23 protein-coding genes are annotated in these 20,653 nt (G+C 64.7%); 14 read left to right on the top strand and 9 right to left on the bottom strand.

Going from position 1 to position 20,653, the window contains the following annotated elements:
- From atpD to KAY22_RS06215, 5 genes are all read left to right on the top strand, one after another.
- Window positions 1–917 (top strand): F0F1 ATP synthase subunit beta (atpD, locus tag KAY22_RS06235; RefSeq protein ID WP_296621246.1); only part of this gene is annotated, 917 nt, incomplete at its 5' end.
- A complete protein-coding gene (locus tag KAY22_RS06230) occupies window positions 917–1,105 on the top strand; it encodes a glutathione S-transferase (protein WP_296621244.1) in 189 nt (62 codons plus the stop codon). The genes atpD and KAY22_RS06230, both read left to right, overlap by 1 nt.
- Window positions 1,106–1,108: 3 nt before the next feature.
- Window positions 1,109–1,372 carry an ATP synthase F1 subunit epsilon gene (locus tag KAY22_RS06225; RefSeq protein ID WP_296621243.1) on the top strand — a complete coding sequence of 88 codons (264 nt, stop codon included), beginning with the start codon at window positions 1,109–1,111 and terminating at the stop codon, window positions 1,370–1,372.
- A 188-nt stretch (window positions 1,373–1,560) separates the two neighbouring features.
- Complete coding sequence (locus KAY22_RS06220; RefSeq protein WP_296621241.1) at window positions 1,561–3,348, top strand: M10 family metallopeptidase C-terminal domain-containing protein; 1,788 nt, start codon at window positions 1,561–1,563, stop codon at window positions 3,346–3,348.
- 83 nt (window positions 3,349–3,431) lie between these two features.
- Window positions 3,432–4,994: a CpaF family protein gene (locus tag KAY22_RS06215; protein ID WP_296621239.1), complete on the top strand. Its 1,563-nt coding sequence runs from the start codon at window positions 3,432–3,434 to the stop codon at window positions 4,992–4,994.
- A 4-nt stretch (window positions 4,995–4,998) separates the two neighbouring features.
- Here the strand turns inward: KAY22_RS06215 and KAY22_RS06210 are convergent, their stop codons facing one another.
- Window positions 4,999–5,199 (bottom strand): hypothetical protein, encoded by a 201-nt coding sequence (locus KAY22_RS06210; protein ID WP_296621237.1) that lies wholly within the window; start codon window positions 5,197–5,199, stop codon window positions 4,999–5,001.
- A gap of 55 nt (window positions 5,200–5,254) precedes the next feature.
- Here KAY22_RS06210 and KAY22_RS06205 point away from each other — a divergent pair, with 55 nt between their 5' ends.
- Window positions 5,255–6,055 carry a methyltransferase gene (locus KAY22_RS06205; RefSeq protein ID WP_296621236.1) on the top strand — a complete coding sequence of 267 codons (801 nt, stop codon included), beginning with the start codon at window positions 5,255–5,257 and terminating at the stop codon, window positions 6,053–6,055.
- Between the two features lie 53 nt (window positions 6,056–6,108).
- On the opposite strand, the gene phaR is transcribed toward KAY22_RS06205, so the two are convergent.
- Entirely contained in the window at window positions 6,109–6,669 is a 561-nt protein-coding gene (phaR, locus tag KAY22_RS06200; protein ID WP_296621233.1) for a polyhydroxyalkanoate synthesis repressor PhaR, read from the bottom strand.
- Between phaR and KAY22_RS06195 the strand changes: the two genes are divergently transcribed.
- The 3 genes from KAY22_RS06195 to KAY22_RS06185 all read left to right on the top strand — a co-directional run bounded on the left by KAY22_RS06195 (window position 6,668) and on the right by KAY22_RS06185 (window position 9,525).
- Window positions 6,668–7,756 carry an alpha/beta fold hydrolase gene (locus tag KAY22_RS06195; protein ID WP_296621231.1) on the top strand — a complete coding sequence of 363 codons (1,089 nt, stop codon included), beginning with the start codon at window positions 6,668–6,670 and terminating at the stop codon, window positions 7,754–7,756. The two genes, phaR and KAY22_RS06195, sit on opposite strands and share 2 nt — an antisense overlap.
- Window positions 7,757–7,846: 90 nt before the next feature.
- Window positions 7,847–9,019 carry an acetyl-CoA C-acetyltransferase gene (locus tag KAY22_RS06190; RefSeq protein WP_296621229.1) on the top strand — a complete coding sequence of 391 codons (1,173 nt, stop codon included), beginning with the start codon at window positions 7,847–7,849 and terminating at the stop codon, window positions 9,017–9,019.
- 116 nt (window positions 9,020–9,135) lie between these two features.
- The gene (locus tag KAY22_RS06185; RefSeq protein ID WP_296621226.1) at window positions 9,136–9,525 is read left to right on the top strand and encodes a PilZ domain-containing protein; all 390 of its coding nucleotides are present in this window, start codon (window positions 9,136–9,138) and stop codon (window positions 9,523–9,525) included.
- Between the two features lie 19 nt (window positions 9,526–9,544).
- Here KAY22_RS06185 and KAY22_RS06180 read toward each other — a convergent pair whose 3' ends face one another.
- Window positions 9,545–9,700, bottom strand: coding sequence for a YdcH family protein (locus KAY22_RS06180; RefSeq protein ID WP_296621224.1), 156 nt, complete (start codon window positions 9,698–9,700; stop codon window positions 9,545–9,547).
- A 219-nt stretch (window positions 9,701–9,919) separates the two neighbouring features.
- Here KAY22_RS06180 and KAY22_RS06175 point away from each other — a divergent pair, with 219 nt between their 5' ends.
- On the top strand, window positions 9,920–10,117 hold the full coding sequence (locus tag KAY22_RS06175; protein ID WP_296621223.1) for a DUF465 domain-containing protein: 198 nt from the start codon (window positions 9,920–9,922) through the stop codon (window positions 10,115–10,117).
- A 95-nt stretch (window positions 10,118–10,212) separates the two neighbouring features.
- Here the strand turns inward: KAY22_RS06175 and dksA are convergent, their stop codons facing one another.
- Window positions 10,213–10,578, bottom strand: coding sequence for an RNA polymerase-binding protein DksA (gene dksA / locus KAY22_RS06170; RefSeq protein ID WP_226946700.1), 366 nt, complete (start codon window positions 10,576–10,578; stop codon window positions 10,213–10,215).
- Window positions 10,579–10,828: 250 nt separating this feature from the next.
- On the bottom strand, window positions 10,829–11,386 hold the full coding sequence (locus KAY22_RS06165; protein ID WP_296621218.1) for a hypothetical protein: 558 nt from the start codon (window positions 11,384–11,386) through the stop codon (window positions 10,829–10,831).
- Window positions 11,387–11,608: 222 nt separating this feature from the next.
- On the opposite strand from KAY22_RS06165, the gene serS reads away from it, so the two are divergent.
- From serS to KAY22_RS06150, 3 genes are all read left to right on the top strand, one after another.
- On the top strand, window positions 11,609–12,886 hold the full coding sequence (serS, locus tag KAY22_RS06160) for a serine--tRNA ligase (RefSeq protein ID WP_296621217.1): 1,278 nt from the start codon (window positions 11,609–11,611) through the stop codon (window positions 12,884–12,886).
- Window positions 12,883–13,647, top strand: coding sequence for a 5'/3'-nucleotidase SurE (gene surE, locus KAY22_RS06155; RefSeq protein ID WP_296621216.1), 765 nt, complete (start codon window positions 12,883–12,885; stop codon window positions 13,645–13,647). Before serS ends, surE begins: the two co-directional genes overlap by 4 nt.
- 97 nt (window positions 13,648–13,744) lie before the next feature.
- Window positions 13,745–14,872 (top strand): M23 family metallopeptidase, encoded by a 1,128-nt coding sequence (locus tag KAY22_RS06150; RefSeq protein ID WP_296621214.1) that lies wholly within the window; start codon window positions 13,745–13,747, stop codon window positions 14,870–14,872.
- Here KAY22_RS06150 and KAY22_RS06145 read toward each other — a convergent pair.
- A complete protein-coding gene (locus tag KAY22_RS06145) occupies window positions 14,851–15,516 on the bottom strand; it encodes a YoaK family protein (RefSeq protein ID WP_296621212.1) in 666 nt (221 codons plus the stop codon). The genes KAY22_RS06150 and KAY22_RS06145 overlap by 22 nt on opposite strands.
- Before the next feature lie 83 nt (window positions 15,517–15,599).
- On the opposite strand from KAY22_RS06145, the gene rimO reads away from it, so the two are divergent.
- A complete protein-coding gene (rimO, locus tag KAY22_RS06140; protein ID WP_296621210.1) occupies window positions 15,600–16,937 on the top strand; it encodes a 30S ribosomal protein S12 methylthiotransferase RimO in 1,338 nt (445 codons plus the stop codon).
- An 18-nt stretch (window positions 16,938–16,955) separates the two neighbouring features.
- On the opposite strand, the gene paoC is transcribed toward rimO, so the two are convergent.
- Genes paoC through KAY22_RS06125 form a run of 3 tightly spaced genes read right to left on the bottom strand, consistent with a single transcriptional unit; the run spans window position 16,956 to window position 20,607 of the window.
- Window positions 16,956–19,163, bottom strand: coding sequence for an aldehyde oxidoreductase molybdenum-binding subunit PaoC (gene paoC, locus KAY22_RS06135; RefSeq protein WP_296621250.1), 2,208 nt, complete (start codon window positions 19,161–19,163; stop codon window positions 16,956–16,958).
- A gap of 2 nt (window positions 19,164–19,165) precedes the next feature.
- Entirely contained in the window at window positions 19,166–20,104 is a 939-nt protein-coding gene (locus tag KAY22_RS06130; RefSeq protein WP_296621208.1) for a xanthine dehydrogenase family protein subunit M, read from the bottom strand.
- The gene (locus KAY22_RS06125; RefSeq protein WP_296621248.1) at window positions 20,101–20,607 is read right to left on the bottom strand and encodes a 2Fe-2S iron-sulfur cluster-binding protein; all 507 of its coding nucleotides are present in this window, start codon (window positions 20,605–20,607) and stop codon (window positions 20,101–20,103) included. The genes KAY22_RS06130 and KAY22_RS06125 overlap by 4 nt, the downstream gene beginning before the upstream one ends.
- Window positions 20,608–20,653: the final 46 nt, after the last annotated feature.

Here is a 20,653-nt window from a genome sequence, read left to right as displayed (position 1 = left end):
CCTCGGTGTTCGCCGGCGTGGGCGAGCGTACCCGCGAGGGCAACGATCTCTATCACGAGTTCCTTGACGCGGGCGTCATCGCCAAGGACGCCGACGGCAACCCGACCCCCGAGGGTTCGAAGGTGGCCCTGGTGTTCGGCCAGATGAACGAGCCGCCGGGCGCCCGTGCCCGCGTCGCTCTGTCGGGCCTGACGATCGCCGAATATTTCCGTGACGTCGAAGGTCAGGACGTGCTGTTTTTCGTCGACAACATCTTCCGCTTCACCCAGGCGGGTTCGGAAGTGTCGGCACTGCTCGGCCGTATTCCTTCGGCCGTGGGCTATCAGCCGACCCTGTCGACCGACATGGGCGCGCTGCAGGAGCGCATCACCTCGACCAACAAGGGTTCGATCACCTCGGTGCAGGCGATCTACGTGCCCGCGGACGATCTTACCGATCCGGCGCCGGCCACCTCCTTCGCCCACCTCGACGCCACGACCGTTCTGTCGCGCGCCATCTCCGAGCTGGGCATCTACCCAGCCGTGGATCCGCTCGACTCGACCAGCCGCGTGCTCGAGCCGCGCGTCGTCGGCCAGGAGCATTATGAAACCGCCCGCGCGGTTCAGGAAACGCTCCAGAAGTACAAGTCGCTGCAGGACATCATCGCGATCCTCGGCATGGACGAGCTGTCCGAAGAGGATAAGCTGACCGTCCAGCGCGCCCGCAAGATCCAGCGCTTCCTGTCGCAGCCGTTCCACGTCGCCGAAGTCTTCACCGGCATCTCCGGCAAGTTCGTGTCGATCGAAGACACGGTGAAGTCGTTCAAGGCCGTCGTCGACGGTGAATATGACCACCTGCCCGAGGCCGCTTTCTACATGGTCGGCGGCATCGACGAAGTGGTCGAGAAGGCCAAGAAGCTGGCCGCCGAAGCGGCCTGATGGAAGACCGGCCGCGCCTCGAGGATGCGGTCAACGAACTCTGCCCCTGGTCGGGAAAACCGATCGCGGCAGACTCGCTGACCCGCTATCGCGGCGCGGTCGTCGGCTTCTGCAACCCCGGCTGCCGGGACAAGTTCGACAGCGCCATATCGGCGTTCGAACAGGCCCTGCAGGCCAGACAGGATTGATCGATGGCAGATCTGCATTTCGAACTCGTCACCCCGGAGAAGCTGCTCCGTTCGGAAGACGTCCACATGGTCGTGGTTCCGGGCGCCGAGGGCGACTTCGGCGTGCTGGCGGGGCATGCTCCGTTCATGTCGACGGTCCGCACGGGCGAACTGGCGATCTATTCGGGCCCGAACACGATCGCGGCGCGCATTCACGTCGAAGGCGGCTTCGCCGAAGTGAATGAGAAGGGCCTGACGGTCCTGGCCGAGAAAGCCAGCGAAGCCTGAAACCGGTCTTCATGATGATCTTCGAGACCCGGCGCCACTGGCAGCCGGGTCTTTTTTTTGCGGGACGACCTTTCGTCTGAAAATGCGACGAACGGCGCAGCTTTTCGTCCTATGGCACAACGCCGCAATGTGTCGTTCAACCAAATCGCGCTACAGCACGTAGATAGAGCGAACGGGGCGACGGACATATGGCGACCATCGACGCGACACAGGAAAGTCAGCTTAGCTATCTGACGGGAATCGATGCGAACGGCCTGCTGGCTGCGCAGAGTTTCTGGACGTGGAACAGCGACAGTCCGGCGACCTATTCGTCCAGCCCTAATTACACTGCGAAGTTCGGTCCCGGCACGGCGGGAACCGGCGCGACCATAAGCTATGCCTTCGACACGGCCTCCAACTGGTCGGGGGTAGAGCAGCAAGCTTTTCTGCAGACCGCCGCCTTGTGGTCGGCGGTGGCGAACATCCGCTTCGTCGCAGCGACACCCGGCACGGCAGACATACTGATAGGTCGCGGCAGCGATGGATCGGCATCGGGCGGCCAGACCAGCTTTATCCCCGGCACTACCGGCACCTCGCGCGTCGGACGGGCAACCGAAGGCGAGATAACGATCGATGTCTCCACGCCCGGCTTTGGCCCTATCGGCGCAGCCTTTTCGGAATATGGCAGCTATCCCTATACGACTCTGATCCACGAATGGGGCCATGTCCTGGGGCTCGGCCATGGCGGCGCCTATGACGAGGGCGCCGACGTCGCAGAGACGGCCTATACCGCTTATGACGATCGAGCCTGGACGATCATGTCCTATCTCGATCCTGACAGTTCCTTTCGCTGGGGAACATCGCGGTCGAGCAACGGCCTTACCTACGGCAATGATCCCACCACCCCGATGATGCTCGACATCCTTGCGATCCAGCGCATGTACGGCGTCGCAGTCGATACGCCATTGTCGGGCGGTCAGACCTATGGCTTCAACAGCAATATCGGCGGCGACATCGGGAAGTTCTACGATTTCACGCAGAACAGCCGGCCGATCGTGACATTGTGGAACAAGGGAACGGGCAACACGCTCGATCTTTCCGGCTTCACCCAGGCTTCGACCGTGGACCTCCACGCAGGCAGCTTCAGCAGCGTCGCTGGCCTCTCGAAGAATCTCGCCATCGCTTATGACACGCGGATCGACACGCTGACGCTGGGCGGCGGCAACGACGTCGCCACCGCCAACGACAATGGCAATGTGATCATGGGCGGGCTCGGCTCCGACTCGATCGTCGGTGGCAACAGCAACGACCATCTCTACGGCGCAGCCTCCACCGCCCTCCCCGGAGATGGAGCGGACACCCTCAACGCTGGCACCGGAAGCGATTATCTGCAGGGCAATGCCGGCGACGATTCGCTCAACGGCCAGGACGGGTCGGACCGGATCTTCGGCGGTCAGGGCAATGATCGCATCGAAGGCGGCAATGGCAACGACACCGTCAACGGCAATCTCGGCAATGACAGCATCGTGGGCGGCGGCGGGAACGACTCGCTGCGCGGTGGCCAGGGCAATGACAGTCTGAGCGGTGCCACCGGCGACGATATCCTGCAGGGCGACCTCGGCAGCGACACGCTGGCCGGCGGGGTCGGCATCGATCGGTTGTCGGGCGGCAATGACGCCGACCTGTTCGTTTTTGTCGATGGCGACGCGACCTTGGCGGGAGCTTTGACTGACAGCATCACCGACTTTGCGCGTGGCGTTGATCATCTCCGCTTGGGCTTCGTTCCCACCGCCGTGACTGCGCTGACCGCGACAGCTTCCTTAGACGCGGCGCTCGCATCCGCCGTTCAATCACTCGCGGCGAGCGGATCGACGGCGGTCACGATGATTGCGGTCGGCAACGATCTCTATCTCTTCTACGATGCCGGCCCGCTGACCTCTCTGGAGGCGATCCGCCTCGAAGGCACCGCCGGCTTGTCGCTTTCCGACTTTGGCTAATCTCAGGCGCCTGAAAATTAACCGATTCTGAGGAGTTTTCGCCTTATCTCCCTTACGGGTTGATCGGCCGTGAGGCAGGGTGAATGAGTGCGTTCGGCAAAAGAGGCGCTATGACGCACGGGGCGAAGCCGGCCTTCGGCGTGGCGCGCCCGATGCATGGCGACGCGCCGACGCCGGGGCTGTCAGGTGGCCTGCAATTCCCTCCGCTCGATGCCGCCTTCCCCGGAGCAGGCAGCGATCCCTTCGCCGGCCTGCCCAGCTTCGACGATCCGATCGCCGCCAGCGAAGACGAGGCCACCGGCAGTCGACAGATCGACGCCATGACCCGCCTTGCCATTCGTGAGGCGGCCTCGGGTGACGCCGGACGTTCGCGGGTCGAAGGCTTCGAGGCATCGATCCACAAGATCAAGGAGCAGGTGCTTCCCCGCCTGCTTGAGCGCGTCGACCCCGAGGCGGCAGCGTCGTTGAGCAAGGACGAACTCGCCGAGGAGTTCCGCCCGATCATCGGCGAGGTACTCGCGGAGCTGCGGATCACGCTCAACCGGCGCGAACAGTTCGCGCTCGAAAAGGTCCTGATCGACGAGTTGCTCGGCCTCGGCCCGTTGGAGGAGTTGCTCAGCGATCCGCTGATCACCGACATCATGGTCAACGGCCCCGACCAGACCTATGTCGAGCGCAAGGGCAAGCTGGAGCTCGCCAAGGTCAATTTCCGCGACGAGGAGCATCTGTTCCAGATCGCCCAGCGCATCGTGTCGAAGGTCGGCCGCCGGGTCGATCAGACCACCCCGCTGGCCGACGCGCGCCTGACCGACGGCAGCCGCGTCAACGTGATCGTCCCGCCCCTTTCACTGCGCGGCACCGCCATCTCGATCCGCAAATTCTCGTCGAAGCCGATCACGCTCGACATGATGGCGCGCAGCGGCTCGATGAGCGAGCGCATGGCGACCATGCTCAAGATCGCGGGTGCGAGCCGCTTCAACGTGGTCATTTCGGGCGGCACCGGTTCGGGCAAAACGACGATGCTGAACGCCCTGTCGAAGATGATCGACCCCGGCGAGCGCGTGATCACCATCGAGGACGCAGCCGAACTCCGCCTGCAGCAGCCGCACTGGCTGCCCTTGGAAACTCGACCGGCCAATCTCGAAGGCCAGGGCGCGATCTCGATCCGCGACCTCGTCGTCAATGCGCTGCGCATGCGTCCCGACCGCATCATCCTGGGCGAAATTCGCGGCCCCGAATGTTTCGATATGCTGGCCGCGATGAACACCGGTCACGACGGGTCGATGTGCACGCTCCACTCCAATAGCCCGCGCGAGGCGCTGGCGCGCATGGAGAACATGGTGATGATGTCGGACATCAAGGTGCCGAAGGAAGCCATCTCGAAGCAGATCGCGGATTCGGTGGACCTGATCGTCCAGGTGAAGCGCCTGCGCGACGGCTCCCGCCGCGTGACAAGCATCACCGAAGTGCTGGGCATGGAAGGCCCGGTGATCATCACCCAGGAACTGTTCAAGTTCGAATATCATGCCGAGGACACCGAAGGTAAGATCGTCGGCGAGTTCGTGCCGACCGGCCTGCGTCCTTACACGATCGAAAAGGCCCGCCAGTTCGGGTTCGATCAGGCGCTGCTCGAGTCCTGCCTCTGAGGCCTCATTCGCCGCGCAGCCACCAGGCCGCGAACACCGCCGCCAGCAACAGCGACAGCACCGCGATCAGCGACCAAGGCACCCAGGCGATTCGGCCGCGTTCACGATCGGCGTCCCTCCGGCGATGATTTCGCCAGTCTGCCGCGATGGATAGCACTGCCAGCGCGGCGAAGCACAATGTCGGCCATGCGTAATCCGATTGCACCTTGTTGAGGCTCCGTCATGATGGGTCGTCAAACCATATCGGGAGTATGATGCCCATGCGCTACTCGCTTCTTGTCGCCCTCGGCCTGTCGCTCGCGGCACCGTCCCTCGCCGTGGCCGCCCCCGCCCCTTCGCCGGAACTGACCAAGGCGCTCTCGGACAGCCGCCGCAGCGAGGCCAACCGCGCGCGCGACGCCTATCGCCATCCTGCCGAAACACTGGCCTTCTTCGAGGTTGCCCCCGGCCAGACGGTCGTCGAATATTATCCCGGCGGCGGCTGGTACACCGAAATCCTCGCTCCGATGCTCAAGGGCAATGGCCGTTATGTCGCAATGCCGCCCGCATCGGAAAAGGGACTGGCCGCAGCAAAGGCCATGCTCGAACGCAACAAGGACTGGTTCGGGACCGTCGATGTCGCACCGTTCAGCCCGACCGAGCCCTCGACCTTCCCCGCAGGCACGGCAGACCGCGTGCTCACCTTCCGCAACGTCCACAACCTCATCATGGCGGGCGATGCCACGGCGGCCAAGGCCTTCGCCGACTTCTACGGCGCGTTGAAGCCGGGTGGCATATTGGGCGTCGTCGATCATCGGCTCCCCGAGGAAATGGATTCCGCGAAGGAAAAGCAGAGCGGCTACATCAAACGCTCGACCATCATCCGCCTCGCTACCGCAGCCGGGTTCAAGCTCGTGGGCGAATCGCCGGTCAACGCCAATCCGAAGGACACGCATGACTGGCCGAAGGGCGTGTGGACCCTGCCGCCGACCTACAGCCTGGGCGAGGTCGACCGCGCCAAATATCAGGCGATCGGGGAGAGCGACCGACTGACGCTGAAGTTCGTCAAGCCGGCGAGCTAAGCAGGCAAGCCGTCGCCGGATCACCGGCGGCGGCTATCGCCGCTTCCGCTTGCTTATTTCAGCTTGTTGATCTGTTCCTGCATGGCCGCGAGCTGCGCCTTGAGCGCCTCCACCTCGTTGCGCGGCGTCGTGTCGACGGCCGGTTCTTCCTTGGCGGAGCCAGCGGCGCGGGGCGGCTTGAAGGCGCTGGCGGCAGCCTCGAGCATCTCCATGTTGCGCTTCGCGATCTCGGCAAAGGGACCGCCCGCGAAAGCGCCTTCCATGGCCTGACGGAACTGCGTCTGGTTGCGGCGGAAAGCATCCATCGACGCTTCCAGATATTGCGGAACCATCGACTGCATCGAATCGCCATAAAGCGAGATCAGCTGACGGAGAAAGCTGACCGGCAGCATCGTCTGGCCGCGATTCTCTTCCTCCATGATGATCTGCGTCAGGACATTATGAGTGATGTCCTCTTCCGACTTGGCGTCGATCACCTTGAAGTCGCGCCCCTCGCGCGTCATCGTCGCGAGATGGTCGAGCGTGATATAACTCGAAGTTTCGGTGTTGTAGAGCCGACGATTGGCGTACTTCTTGATGATGACCGTGCCAGAGCCGTCCGATGATTTCGCCATGATACCCCGCCTGCCCAACAGTTCTGCTGGAAGCATAGCACCAAATCTTTCCGCGCCGCAACACAGGCCGCGCCCGCTGCCGCTGTTCCTCGACATGCTGCGCAGCGAAACCGGCTCGGACCCCGGCCGGATGAAGGCTGCCCTCGCCGGATTGCGCGCCTATCAGTCCGCACCGCGCACGCCACGAGCGCCGGCTCCCTCGACAGTCGGACAGATCGGACGCGTTCGGGTCCATGGCTATGCTGAAGCCGGGCGGCCTGTTCTGTTCGTACCGTCGCTGATCAACGGCTGCGAGATCCTTGATCTCAGTGTCGAAAATTCGATGATGCGCGGTCTCGCCGCGAGCGGACTTCAGCCCTTCCTGCTTGACTGGGGCACGCCCGGTCCGGACGAAGCCGATCTCGACATCGGCGCCCATGTCGAACGCTATCTGCTGCCCGCGCTTGATCTGCTCGGGCCCGATACCGTGCTGGCCGGCTATTGCCTCGGCGGAACGATGAGCATCGCGGCCGCCGCACTGTCCGCCCCCCGTGCGCTGCTGCTGATCGCAGCACCGTGGGATTTCGACGGATTTTCTTCGCAGACGCGAAACGATCTGCTGCAGCTTTGGGAGGGCGCAGCAACTGCTGCGGAGCAACTGGGCCTGCTTCCCGCCGAAATCCTGCAGCAGATTTTCTGGCGGATCGACCCGGTCCGGACGATCGCCAAGTTCGAACAATTCTCTACTAAGGATCCTTCGAGCGCCGAGGGCCGCAATTACATTGCCGTCGAGGATTGGGCCAATGATGGCCCCCCGATGACCTTTGCCGCCGGTCGCCAGCTTATGAAATCGCTGATGGTCGAGAATTGCACCGGACAAGGCGCATGGACTGTGGCCGGACGGACGATCGCGCCGGACCGTCTGCGCATGCCGATCCTGAACATCGCATCTACGATCGATCGGATCACCCCCGAGGCGACAGCCCTTCCGCATGGCGAGCGACTGTCGCTCGCAGAAGGTCATGTCGGCATGGTCGTGGGTCGCAAGGCGCCGGAATCGCTCTGGCACCAGATCGCCCTATGGGTTTCGCAGCTGCAAAACTCCTGATAGTCGACAGACGGACAAATCCCGCGTGAGTCGATCATATCGGGCCCTCGAGAGCCCTTCGCATACGCGGCAACCAGCAGGAGCTCGACCATGACCGATATCGTGATAACCGGAGCCAAGCGCACCCCCGTCGGCAGCTTCCTGGGGTCCTTTGCCGCTACGCCGGCGCATGAGCTGGGCCGCATCGCGATCGAAGCCGCGCTGACGCAGGCCGGGGTTGCCGCCACGGATGTCGACGAGGTCGTGCTCGGTCAGGTGCTCACCGCAGCCCAGGGCCAGAATCCGGCGCGGCAGGCGGCGATCAACGCCGGCATCCCCAAAGAGGCGACCGCTTTCGGCATCAACCAGGTATGCGGGTCCGGTCTACGCGCCGTCGCCCTGGCGGCTCAGGCGATCCGCTGTGGTGATGCGACCATCGTCGTCGCTGGCGGCCAGGAGAATATGTCGCTCTCGCCCCATGCCCAGCATATGCGCAACGGCGCCAAGATGGGCAACGCGACCCTCGTGGATACCATGATCGTCGATGGCCTTACCGATGTATTCAACGGCTATCATATGGGCATCACCGCCGAAAATCTCGCCGAGAAATATCAGATCGGCCGCGAGGAGCAGGACAGATTCGCGGTCGCCAGCCAGAACAAGGCCGAGGCAGCGCGCGCGGCTGGCCGCTTTGCCGACGAAATCGTGCCGGTGACGGTCAAGACCCGCAAGGGCGAGACAGTCGTCGACCAGGATGAATATATTCGCGCAGGCGCCACGCTGGAAGCGATGGCCGGCCTGAAGCCTGCGTTCAAGAAGGACGGGACCGTAACGGCCGCCAATGCCAGTGGGATCAACGACGGCGCCGCAGCACTCGTCCTGATGACCGCCGATGAGGCGACGAAGCGGGGCGCACCGGTACTCGGCAAGGTCGCCAGCTGGGCCACCTGCGGGGTCGCCCCCTCGATCATGGGCATCGGCCCGGCACCGGCGAGCACGCTGGCGCTGCAGAAGGCAGGCTGGTCGATCGGCGACCTCGACCTGATCGAAGCGAACGAAGCCTTTGCCGCCCAGGCGCTGGCCGTCGGCAAGGAACTGGGCTGGAACCCGGACATCGTCAACGTCAATGGCGGCGCGATCGCAATCGGTCACCCGATCGGCGCCTCGGGCGCGCGCGTCCTCACTACGCTGCTCTACGAAATGGCGAAGCGCGATGCACGCAAGGGTCTCGTCACCCTGTGCATCGGCGGCGGCATGGGCATCGCCATGTGCATCGAGCGCTGACCGGCACAATCGGGTCATCGAACGGCGGGGGCTCGGTTGCCCGTGCCCCCGCCATTTACCCCTCTTCAACTTCTCTGCGCTTTAATCGATCCAACTGGCAGTTTTGAGGATCGATCATGGGCGACATGGCCGGGGAGACCCCCGCACCGGCGGGCAAGCGCACGCGCAAGCGCGACAGCCTGTTGCTGATGGCGTCGATGCGGGCAGCGGGGGACTATGCGCGCCAGACGCAGCCTATCCGAATCCGCAACCTCTCGCCCACCGGCCTCATGGCTGATTCCGAACTCGACTATGACGAAGGCGCAGTCGTCGAGGTCGAGATTCGCGGTGTGGGCACCGTCGGAGGCGAGATTGTCTGGGTCCGGGAAGGCCGGATGGGGATCACGTTCAATGCGGTGATCGACCCTAAAATGGCTCGGCGGCAGGTCGTGAACGGCAGCGACGATAATTTACGCAAGCTCGTCGACCTCGGTCGCGTCCGCAGGCCTGGATTGAGGATCGACTGACCCTCAATCCTCCTGCGCGTCAAAGTCGGGCGAGAGCCTCTTTGATCTTCAATTTCTGCTTCTTCAGTTCGTTGATCAGCATCGTGTCGGGAGAAGGCCGACGGCTTTCCGCTGCGATCCGGGCCTCGATGCCTGCATGCTTCGCCAACATGGCGGACGAATGGGTAGTCGACATAGATAGCGTCTCCTTTCACCTCGTCTTGGGGAAACCAATAAATCACGATTCGGCGACGCTGTCTTGGTTAAAAATTTCGCTTTACCGGAGCGCTCGATACGATCTGGCGTAAGCTGCGGGAAAAGCACGACAAGCCGTTCGCGCGTCCTTGCCCTTGAGCAGACGCATGTTTCACCGCTAGACTCTGCGCAAGGAAATGCCGTTGCGGAGGGAGTCGTCTTGGACAGTGAACTGATCGAACGCCGCATCCATATATTGCGCCAGGAGCATGGCGACCTCGAAGCGGCGATCGTCGCATTGCAAGCCGCACCGGCCATCGATCAACTGCAGATTGCGCGGATCAAGAAGCGCAAGCTTCGGATCAAGGACGAGATCAGCCAGCTTGAGGATATGCTGATTCCCGACATCATTGCCTGACATTCGCCCGGAACAAGCGAAGACACAGCCACGGAACGCATAGCTGTTGCGCGCACGCCTGTTGCGCCGCGCAACAGGCATAAAAAAAGAGGACCTCAGTCCTCCCTGCTGACCTTCTCGTTCCGCTCGTGGCGCTCCTGCGCCTCGACGGTCATGGTCGCGATCGGGCGCGCCTCGAGCCGGCCCAGCGAGATCGGCTCGCCGGTGACCTCGCAATAGCCATATTCGCCATCCTCGATCCGACGCAGCGCGGCATCGATCTTGGAGATCAGCTTGCGCTGGCGATCACGCGTGCGCAATTCGATCGACCAATCGGTCTCACTCGACGCGCGATCGGTGAGATCCGGCTCGCGCAGCGAATCGATCTGCAGCTGTTGGAGGGTGCCCGCCGATTCCTTGAGGATGGAATCCTTCCAGGCGAGCAATTTCGCCTTGAAATAGGCAAGCTGCCTTTCGTTCATGAAAGGCTCGTCAGGCGATGGCCTGTAGTCGTCGTCCAGATCCACAGAAGACACGTTTACTGGTTCCCGACAATCGAAACGCGTTGCAGCGACGACGCCATATGACTCTCCGCTGTTCCCCTTCGGCACGCCGGACTCGGCAGTTTTCTGCCATATCCCCGACGTGTGCGCGGCTATAGACAGGGCAACGCCCGCGCACAAGCCGGGAGGCTGTACGCGGGCGCAGATTTTTTACCGATGTCGGCTCGACTTAGCCTGCGGGCGGCGTCGTTGCCTTAACGGCCGCCTCCAGCTGTGCCTGGGTCATGCCGATCACCGGGCCGTTAGGGCCTTGCGCCAGCGATGCCTTGGGGAGTTTTGCCTTGGCGTTGGGCGTAGCGATCGTCACCATATCGCCTTCGATGGCCTCGATCGTGCCGACGGCGCCACCGCTGGCGTCGCTAACGGCGGCGCCCGGTGCCAGCGATGCCAGGAACTGCTCCTTCTGCTGGGCCGAGGCGCCTTGGGCAGCGGCCTCAAGCTCTGCCTTCGTCATACCCAGAAGCAGGCCCTTGTCGCTCTGCGCAAAGGACGAGGTGGGCACGCTTGCCTTGACGGCGCCGGTGTCGATCACGGCGATGTCGCCATTGACGGAAGATATCGTTCCGACAGCGCCGCCCTTGGCGTCCATGACGGCCGCTCCCTGAGTGACGTTTACAGTGGCGGCCGCAGCCGGCTGGGACGATGCCGGCGTCTGCGCATAGGCCACGCCATTGGTAGCCATGAGAAGGGTGGTAGCCAAAAATGCTGCTCGCAAGGTCACGTTCACACTCCTTTTCCTGAACATAATCAAAGCGGTCGCTAGATTGACTCCCGATCGACGCAGGTCGTTCCACCTTGTTTCGGCGAACCGAAAGCTGCGCGGGGCGAAACGAAATTCGTCAGGCGGCCTAAGGAGAACAGGCTCACGAGCCGGTAGAGCCTCGCCGGATCCGCCCTAAGCGCCGTCTCGAATGTTGCGTGGCCCATCCAACATGGCCATAGGGCGAACATGCACGACATACGCCTCATCCGGGACAATCCCGCAGCTTTCGACGCAGCTCTGATACGGCGCGGGGCTGCTCCCGCAGCCGACGCCCTGCTGGCGCTTGACGAGCGCCGCCGGGCTGTCGCCACCGAGTTGCAAACCGCCCAGACGCGCCGCAATGAGGCATCCAAGGCGATCGGTCAGGCCAAGGCGCAGAAGGATGAAGCGACCGCGTCCGCGCTCATGGCCGAAGTCGCGACGCTCAAGGAGCGTATGCCGGCCCTGGAGACCGAGGGCACGGAAATCGACGCACAACTGACGGCTGCGCTGGCGGCGCTGCCCAACCTCGCCGCTGCCGACGTGCCCGATGGCGCCGACGAGCAGGACAATGTCGAGCAGCACAAATGGGGCGTCATCCCCGCTTTCGCATTCGATGCAAAGGAGCATGCCGACTTCGCCGGGCCGCTCGGCCTCGACTTCGAGAGCGCCGCTGCGATCTCCGGCGCCCGCTTTGCCGTTCTCAAGGGCGGCATCGCCCGCCTGCAGCGCGCGCTGGGCGCGTTCATGCTCGATCGCCAGACCGAAGCAGGCTTCACCGAGGTCGTCCCGCCGCTGCTCGTTCGCGACGACGCGATGTTCGGGACCGGCCAGTTGCCGAAGTTCGCGGAGGATCTGTTCCGGACGACCGACGGGCGCTGGCTCATCCCCACTGCGGAAGTCAGCCTGACCAATCTGGTGCGCGAGCAGATCCTGAGCGAGTCCGCCCTGCCGATGAAGCTGACCGCGCTGACGCAATGCTTCCGTTCGGAGGCGGGGGCCGCCGGCCGCGATACGCGAGGGTTGATCCGCCAGCACCAGTTCGAAAAGGTCGAACTGGTCGCGATCGCGACACCTGAGCAATCGGAGGCCGTTCACGAGGAGATGACCCGCGCCGCCGAGGCGATCCTCGAGGCGCTCGCCCTGCCCTATCGCCGGGTGCTGCTGTGCACCGGCGACATGGGCTTCTCGGCGCGCAAGACCTATGATCTCGAAGTCTGGCTGCCCGGTCAGGGCCGCTATCGCGAGATCAGCAGCATCTCCAACTGCGGCGAGTTCCAGGCCCGCCGCATGAATGCGCGCTTCCGCCCCGCCGGCGAAAGCAAGGGCACACGCTTCGTCCACACGCTCAACGGTTCCGGTCTAGCCGTCGGTCGCACCCTCGTCGCCGTACTGGAAAATTACCAGCAGGCTGATGGCTCGGTCCGCATCCCGGAGGCGCTCCTGCCCTATATGGGCGGCATCACCGAGCTTCGCCCCGCATGAGGATACTGCTGACCAATGACGACGGTGTCGGCGCGCCGGGGCTCGCGGTGCTCGAACGGATCGCGCGCACCTTGTCCGACGACGTTACCATCGTGGCACCGCTCAGCGAGAAGTCGGGCGCGGGCCGGTCGCTGACCCTCACCCGCCCCCTTCGCCTGCGCCAGTTGGGCGAGCGTCGCTATGCGGTTTCGGGTACGCCCACCGACGCGGTCATGATGGCACTGGCCCATGTGATGAAGGATGGTCCGCCCGATCTGATCCTGTCCGGCGTCAATCGCGGCGCCAATCTGGGCGAGGATGTCAGCTATTCGGGAACCGTTTCGGCCGCCATGGAAGGCGCGCTGGCCGGGATCCGGTCGATCGCGCTGAGCCAGGTCTATGCGAAGTCCGGAGCCGGCGCCAATGTCAGCTTTGCCGCAGCCGAAGCCTGGGGCGAGCGCGTCCTGCGCCCGCTGCTCGATGGGCCCTGGTCGCCGCGCAGCCTCGTCAACATCAACTTTCCGGCCCGCGAACCCGATCAGGTTCTGGGCGTCCGCGTCGTGCCACAGGGGTTGCGCGACTATGGCGCGACCGAAATCCTGCAGCGGACCGATCCGCGCGGCTTCGACTATTTCTGGCTCAAGCTGGCCGGTATGCCACACACGCCGGCCCATGACACCGATCTGGAGGCAGCAGCCGACGGGTGGGTGACGGTGACGCCGCTCCACTGCGACATGACCAACCGCGCGGCGCTTTCTGATCTCGCTGCCCTCTACCGCTGAAAGCCGCCGGTCCGTAACGGACGGACCGGCTCTAACCATGGGCAAACTGGTCGACAGCCGGGGTGAAATGCCCGCAGCGGACTGCTAACAGGACGATATGGTTCAGCATCCCCGCCGCCCCGCCGCCTCCGCCGTGACAGCGCTGCTGCTGACGACCGCCTGCATCCCCTCGCCCGACCGCGCGGAGATGCGCGGCGCCAACCCGCCGCCGCGCGCGTCTCGCAGCGCGACGGCGGCGTCGACTGTTCCGACAAGACAGACCGCGCCTGTTACGACACCGGGGCCACCTCCGCCGCCCGTGTCCGAAAATGCGCCGCCGTCGCCGCCCCCTGCATGGCAAGTGCGCACCGTCACGCCATCGGCCGTCGATGTGCCGTCGTCGGTCTATGTGGTACGGCGGGGCGACACGCTACGGGGCATTTCGGAGAAAACCGGTGCCGCTTCGGAGGCCATCGCCCGGGTCAACGACGTCCCGCCGCCGTTCAAGATTCTGGTCGGCCAGAAACTGAAGATTCCCGGTGGCCGCTATCACCGCGTCGGCAAGGGCGAGACCGGCATCGCCATCGCCCGCGCCTATGGCGTCGACTGGCTGAAGATCGCGCAGAGCAATCAGCTCGAAGAACCCTATGTCCTGCGCGAGGGTCAAAGGCTGCTCGTGCCCAGCGAAGTCGAAGTGGCCCGCATGTCGCCCGACGAGCGCGCCGCGGCCTTCCGCGTCGACATCGAGGACATCATCTCGGGCTCCGAGCCTGCCGTGGCGACGCGAGAGCAGCCCAAGCCACCGGTCACCACCCCGCGCACCGTCGCCCCGACCGTCGCGGTCGCCGAACCAAAGAGCTTCGCAGGGCGCTTCGACTGGCCGGTCAGGGGCAAGATTCTGCGCGGCTTCGGCAGGATCGGCAGCGGCCAGACCAATGACGGGATCAACATCGCGGCCGAACGGGGAAGCCCCATCGCTGCAGCGGCGGACGGCGTGGTCGCCTATGTCGGCCAGGACATTCCCGCTTATGGCACGCTCGTGCTGCTGCGCCATGGCGACGGCTGGATCAGCGCCTATGGCTATGCCGACAGCATCACCGTCACGCGCGGGCAGAAGGTCGTGCGCGGGCAGACGATCGCGCGCAGCGGGGCCAGCCCCTACAGCGCCGAGCCGCAACTCCACTTCGAGATCCGCAACGGTCTGAAGCCGGTCAATCCGCTGAGCTATCTGCCTTCGCGCGGCTGATCCCTACCGGTCCTCTGCAGCCAGCCACCCCAGAGTGAAAGGGCCCCAGCGCCCCCCGCAGCGATCCAGAGCGCGCCGGCACCGATGTGGGAATAGGCAAAGGCGCCGGTGATCGCACCGGCGACAAGGCCCGACCATAGCAGCAGAAAGGGACACCAAGCCCAACGGTCCCCTCCGCGCAGCGCCTCGCCCAGCCGCTGGCCGAAGCGGACCAGCGCCCCGGTCATGTAGGTGACCCCGATCGTCACGTCGCCGTCGCGCTGGAACACGTTGTTGACGACACCCATGGCCAGAGCGAGCGGCACCAGCATGGCGACCGCGCCTCCTCCGGTCGTCTCGATCAGCGCGCTGCAGGCGATGATCAGCGACACGAACAGCAGAACCAGCCCCTTGCGCCGGGTGGGCCAGCGGCTGCCGACGAGGCCTCCTGCGACCACGCCTACAACGAAGCTGCCGATCAGCAGGGCAGCCAGCGCGGCGATCGGCCCGGCTGCGACGAGATCGACGCCGAGACGCGTCGAATTGCCGCTCATGAACGAAACGAACAGGCCGCCACTGCGCAGGAAACCGATCGCGTCGATGAAGCCGGCAAGCGCCGCCAGCACCACCGCGAGAGCCCATGCCGATATGCCATAGCGCATCATCCGATCATCTAAGCATCGCCGATAGGAGGGCCGTCAACCGCCTCTCGCCTTTCTCGACGAAAAGGCTTATGTGCGCGCCACCCATGGCAATCGAAATCCCCTCCCCGCCGAAGATCGGCATGGTCTCGCTCGGCTGTCCCAAGAATCTGGTCGACAGCGAACGCATCCTCACCAAGCTCCGCTCGGAAGGCTACGGCCTGTCGCCGGACTATGCCGGCGCCGACGTCGTGCTGGTCAACACCTGCGGCTTCCTCGACAGCGCGAAGGAGGAGAGCCTGGAGGCGATCGGCGAGGCCATTGCCGAAAATGGCCGCGTGATCGTCACCGGCTGCATGGGCGACGAAGCCGATGCGATCCGGGCCCGTTTCCCCAACGTCCTCGCGATATCGGGTGCGCACCAATATGAGTCGGTGGTCGGCGCGGTCCACGAAGCGGCGCCGATGCCGCCTTCGCCCTATGTCGATCTGGTGCCGGAATCGGGGCTGAAGCTCACGCCGCGCCATTACAGCTATCTGAAGATCTCGGAAGGCTGCAACCACCGCTGCAGCTTCTGCATCATCCCGTCGATCCGCGGCGATCTGGTCAGCCGGCGTCCCGACGCGATCCTGCGCGAGGCCGAAAAGCTGATCGCGGCCGGTACGCGAGAATTGCTGGTGATCAGCCAGGACACCTCGGCTTATGGCCTGGACCTGCGCCATGCCAGCTATCCGCTCAAGAGCGGTGGCGAGGTCCGCGCGCACATGACCGACCTGGCGCGCGAGCTGGGGCGGCTCGGTGCCTGGGTGCGGCTCCACTATGTCTATCCCTATCCGCATGTGGATCAGGTGATCCCGCTGATGGCGGAAGGGCTGGTGCTCCCCTATCTCGACATCCCCTTCCAGCATGCGAGCCCGAGCGTGCTGCGGGCGATGAAGCGTCCCGCCAATGATGCCAAGGTGCTTGAGCGGCTGGCGGCGTGGCGATCGATCTGTCCCGACATTGCGATCCGGTCGACCTTCGTGGTCGGCTTTCCCGGCGAGACCGAGGAAGATTTCCAATATCTCCTCGACTGGCTTGATGAGGCCCAGCTCGATCGCGTCGGCGCCTTCCGGTTCGAGCCGGTCGCAGGCGCGACCGCGAATGATCTGCCCGGTGCGGTTCCCGAAGCGGTCAAGGAAGAGCGCTACGCACGCATCATGGACAAGTGCGCCGCCATCTCGGCTGCGAAGCTCGAAGCCAAGGTCGGCCGCACGCTCGACGTGATCATCGACCTGGTCGACGACGAAGGCGGCGCAACGGGCCGTTCCAAGGCCGACGCTCCCGAGATCGACGGCGAGGTCCATTTGCGCGACGCCGGTCATCTCCAGCCGGGCGATGTGGTCCGGGTCGAGATCGAGGAAGCCGACGACCACGACCTGTTCGGGGTGCCGCTCCCGGCCTGACGTCGCCGCCGCGCCCGGTCAGGGCAGCGGCAGGCGATCGATCAGCTTGTCGAGCGTCAGCGGATAATCGCGCAGCCTGATCCCGGTCGCGTTGTAGACCGCGTTGGCGATGGACGCGCCGGCGCCGCAAATGCCCAGCTCGCCGACGCCCTTCGCCTTCATCGGCGAGGATTTGTCGTCCAGTTCGGACAGGAAGAACACGTCCTGTTCGGGAATGTCGGCATGGACCGGCACATGATAGTCGACCAGATCGCGCGTAACGAAATAGCCGAAGCGCGGGTCGACGACGAGCTCTTCCATCAGCGCCGCACCCGCGCCCATCGTCATCGAGCCGATGACCTGGCTGCGCGCCGATTTGGGATTGAGGATACGCCCAGCCGCGAAGGCGCCCGCCTGACGACGAATACGGATCTCGCCGGTGTAGACATCGACGCCGACCTCGCAGAAATGGGCGCCGAAGGTGGCCTGGGCGTATCGCTTAGAGAGGCTTCCGAAATCGATGCCGTCGGTCACCGCGACACCGTCCGGTCCGGCCGCTTCGCCCAGCGCGATGCGGCGATTGCCGGACAGGACATGCCCGTCTGCGAAGTCGACGTCCGCATCGTTGAAGCCGGCCTTCTGCGCGATCTCGCGTCGCAGTGACAGACAGGCGGCATAGACGCCGGCCGTCGCGCTGTTCGCACCCCATTGGCCACCTGACCCCGCCGACTTGGGAAAGCTGCTGTCGCCCAGCCGCACATCCACATCGGTGACATCAACACCCAGCATCTCGGCGGCCGTCTGCGCGATGATCGTGTAGCTGCCGGTGCCGATGTCGGTCATGTCGGTTTCGACCCAGACGCGCCCGTCGCCTTCGATGCCGACGCGCGCCTTCGACGCGCTTACGAGATTACCCCTGAAAGCCGCCGCCATGCCCATACCGATCAACCAGTCGCCATCGCGCCTGCTGGCAGGGGTGTGGGGCCGGTCCTTCCAGCCGAACCGCTCTGCGCCGACCCGAAGACATTCGATGAACGGTCGGCTCGAAAAAGGACGCTCGGGCCCCTTCTCGGGATCATATTGGACGTCGTTGCGGATGCGGAGTTCGACCGGATCGAGGCCGACCTTTTCCGCCAGTTCATCCATCGCGACTTCCAAAGCGAGCATGCCGGCCGCTTCGCCGGGCGCGCGCATCGCATTGCCTTCGGGCAGGTTCAGCTCGGTCAGATAATGGGCGACCAGCCTGTTCTCTCCACGATAGAGCAGCCGAGTCTGGATGCCGGCGCTCTCGGTGCCGCCGCCGGGCTGATTGCCCGACCAGCTTTCATGGCCGATGGCGACGATCCGCCCGGCGGGATCGGCGCCCAGCCTGATCCGTTGCACCGTTGCCGGCCGGTGCGTGGTGTTGTTGGCGATCTGTGGGCGGGCGAGCGCGACCTTCACCGGGCGGCCAATATGCCGGGCGGCGATGGCGGCCAGCACCGCATCTGCGCGGACCCACAGCTTCGATCCGAACCCGCCGCCTATGTAGGGCGAGATGATCCGGACCTTGTCCTTGGCGATCCCCAGCGTCACCGCCATGTCGTCGACCGCATCGGCGATCATCTGGTTGGACGTCCAGAGCTTCAGAGCATCGCCGTCCCAGCGCGCGGTGGACGCATGCGGCTCCATCATCTGGTGGCTCTGGTCGGGCGTCGTGTAGCGCTCGTCCAGCTGCACGGCCGCAGCTGCGAATCCCGCCTCGAAATCGCCCGCGCGGGTGAGACCGGGACCGCCGAAGCCACGCGGCGCCTGCCTGGCATGCGGGATGGCATCCTCAAGATCGTAGCGCCCGTCCTCAACGACATAGTCGATCTTGAGCAGGGCAGCGGCATGGCGCGCCTGTTCGAACCGCTCGGCGACGACCAGCGCCACCGCCTGATCATAATGTTCGATCTCGGGCCCGCCGAGCAGGCGGACGGCATGCGAGCCCGACTGGCCCAGTTGCCCGGCATTGGCTGCGTGGATCACGGCGATGACACCGGGCGCGGCTTCGGCCACGCGCGTGTCGATCGACTGGATACGTCCTTTGGCGATGGTCGACCCGACCACCCAGCCATAAGCGGCGTCAGGCGCGACGTCGTGGCGCTCATAGGCATAAGGCGCGGTGCCGCTGACCTTGAGCGGTCCTTCGACCCGGTCGAGAGGACGGCCCACGACGCGCTCGCGATCGATCGGGTTGGCGCCGGCCGGCGTATCGAATTTCAGGCTCATGCCGAGGCCTCCGTCATGACCGCCGACAGCGTCCGGCGCAGCAGGGTGAGCTTGAAGCGATTCTGTTCGGTCGGCCGCGCATCCGCAGTCAGCGCGTCGGCGAGGTCGTCTACCCCGCCGCTTTCCGCGTTCCCGACCCTCCAGGGCTTGGCGGCGACCCCACCCACGGCGACGCGACGTTCACCCTCGCCGACGATCGCGGCAACCGACACCAGCGCGAAGGCGTAGGACGCCCGATCGCGAACCTTGCGATAGATATGGCGCCCCGGCATCGGGGGCGGCAGAGTCACCGCCGTGATCAGTTCGCCGGGATCGAGTATGGTTTCGACCTGAGGCGTCTCTCCCGGCAATGTGTGAAAATCGGCTATGGCGATCGTGCGCGTCGTGCCATCGGCTTTGATCGTCTCGATCCGTGCATCGAGCACGCGCAGGCCGACCGCCATATCGGACGGATGGGTCGCGATGCACTGGTCGCTGCTGCCCAAGACGGCAAGGCCCCGGCTCATGCCCCCGATCGCCGAGCAACCCGATCCGGGCTCGCGCTTGTTGCACGGCTTGCTGACGTCGTAGAAATAAGGACAGCGAGTCCGCTGCAGCAAATTACCCGCCGTCGTCGCCTTGTTGCGCAACTGCCCGGAGGCGCCGGCCAGTAGCGCCCGCGACAGGACTGCATAGTCCGCTCGCACCCGCCGATGCGCCGCCAGATCCGTATTGCGGACGAGAGCGCCGATGCGCAGGCCACCGTCATCGGTTTCCTCGATCCGGTCGAGGCCGGTGCGGTTGATGTCGATCAGATGCGTCGGCTGTTCGACCCGCACCTTCATCAGGTCGAGCAAATTGGTGCCGCCCGCGATGAAACGCGCTCCGGAATGCTCGGCTGCCAGACGCGCCGCATCGGCCGCGTCTTTGGCCCGATGATAAGTGAAAGGCGTCATGCTGCGGCCTCCCCGGCCACCTGGCGGATCGCCGCGATGATGTTCGGATAGGCAGCGCACCGGCAGATATTGCCACTCATCCGTTCCCGCAACTCGTCATCGGACAGGCGGACATCGAGCAAGTCGGCACTGACATGACTCGGAATTTCCTGCTCGATCTCGTCGAGCACTGCGACGGCCGAGCAGATCTGGCCGGGCGTGCAATAGCCGCACTGATAGCCATCCTGCTCGACGAAGGCCTGCTGCATCGGATGGAGCGCTTCGGGCGTACCCAGCCCTTCGATCGTTACCACCTCGTCGCCGTCGTGCATGACCGCCAGCGACAGGCAGCTGTTGATCCGGCGGCCATCGACGATCACCGTGCAGGCGCCGCACTGGCCATGGTCGCAGCCCTTCTTGGTCCCCGTCAGCCGCAGATGCTCCCGCAGCAGATCGAGCAGCGTCGTCCGGGGATCGAGCGAGACCTCATGATGCTGCCCGTTGACCTTGAGCGAAACCGCCATGGCTGGCCCGGTGGCAGCCCGGTCGCCGGTCGCCAGTTGCTGGGTC

This window comes from Rhizorhabdus sp. (assembly GCF_018006725.1).
Taxonomy (GTDB): Bacteria; Pseudomonadota; Alphaproteobacteria; order Sphingomonadales; family Sphingomonadaceae; genus Rhizorhabdus.
The sequence above is the reverse complement of the archived record's forward strand: the minus strand, read 5'-3'. Positions and strand labels throughout refer to the sequence as shown.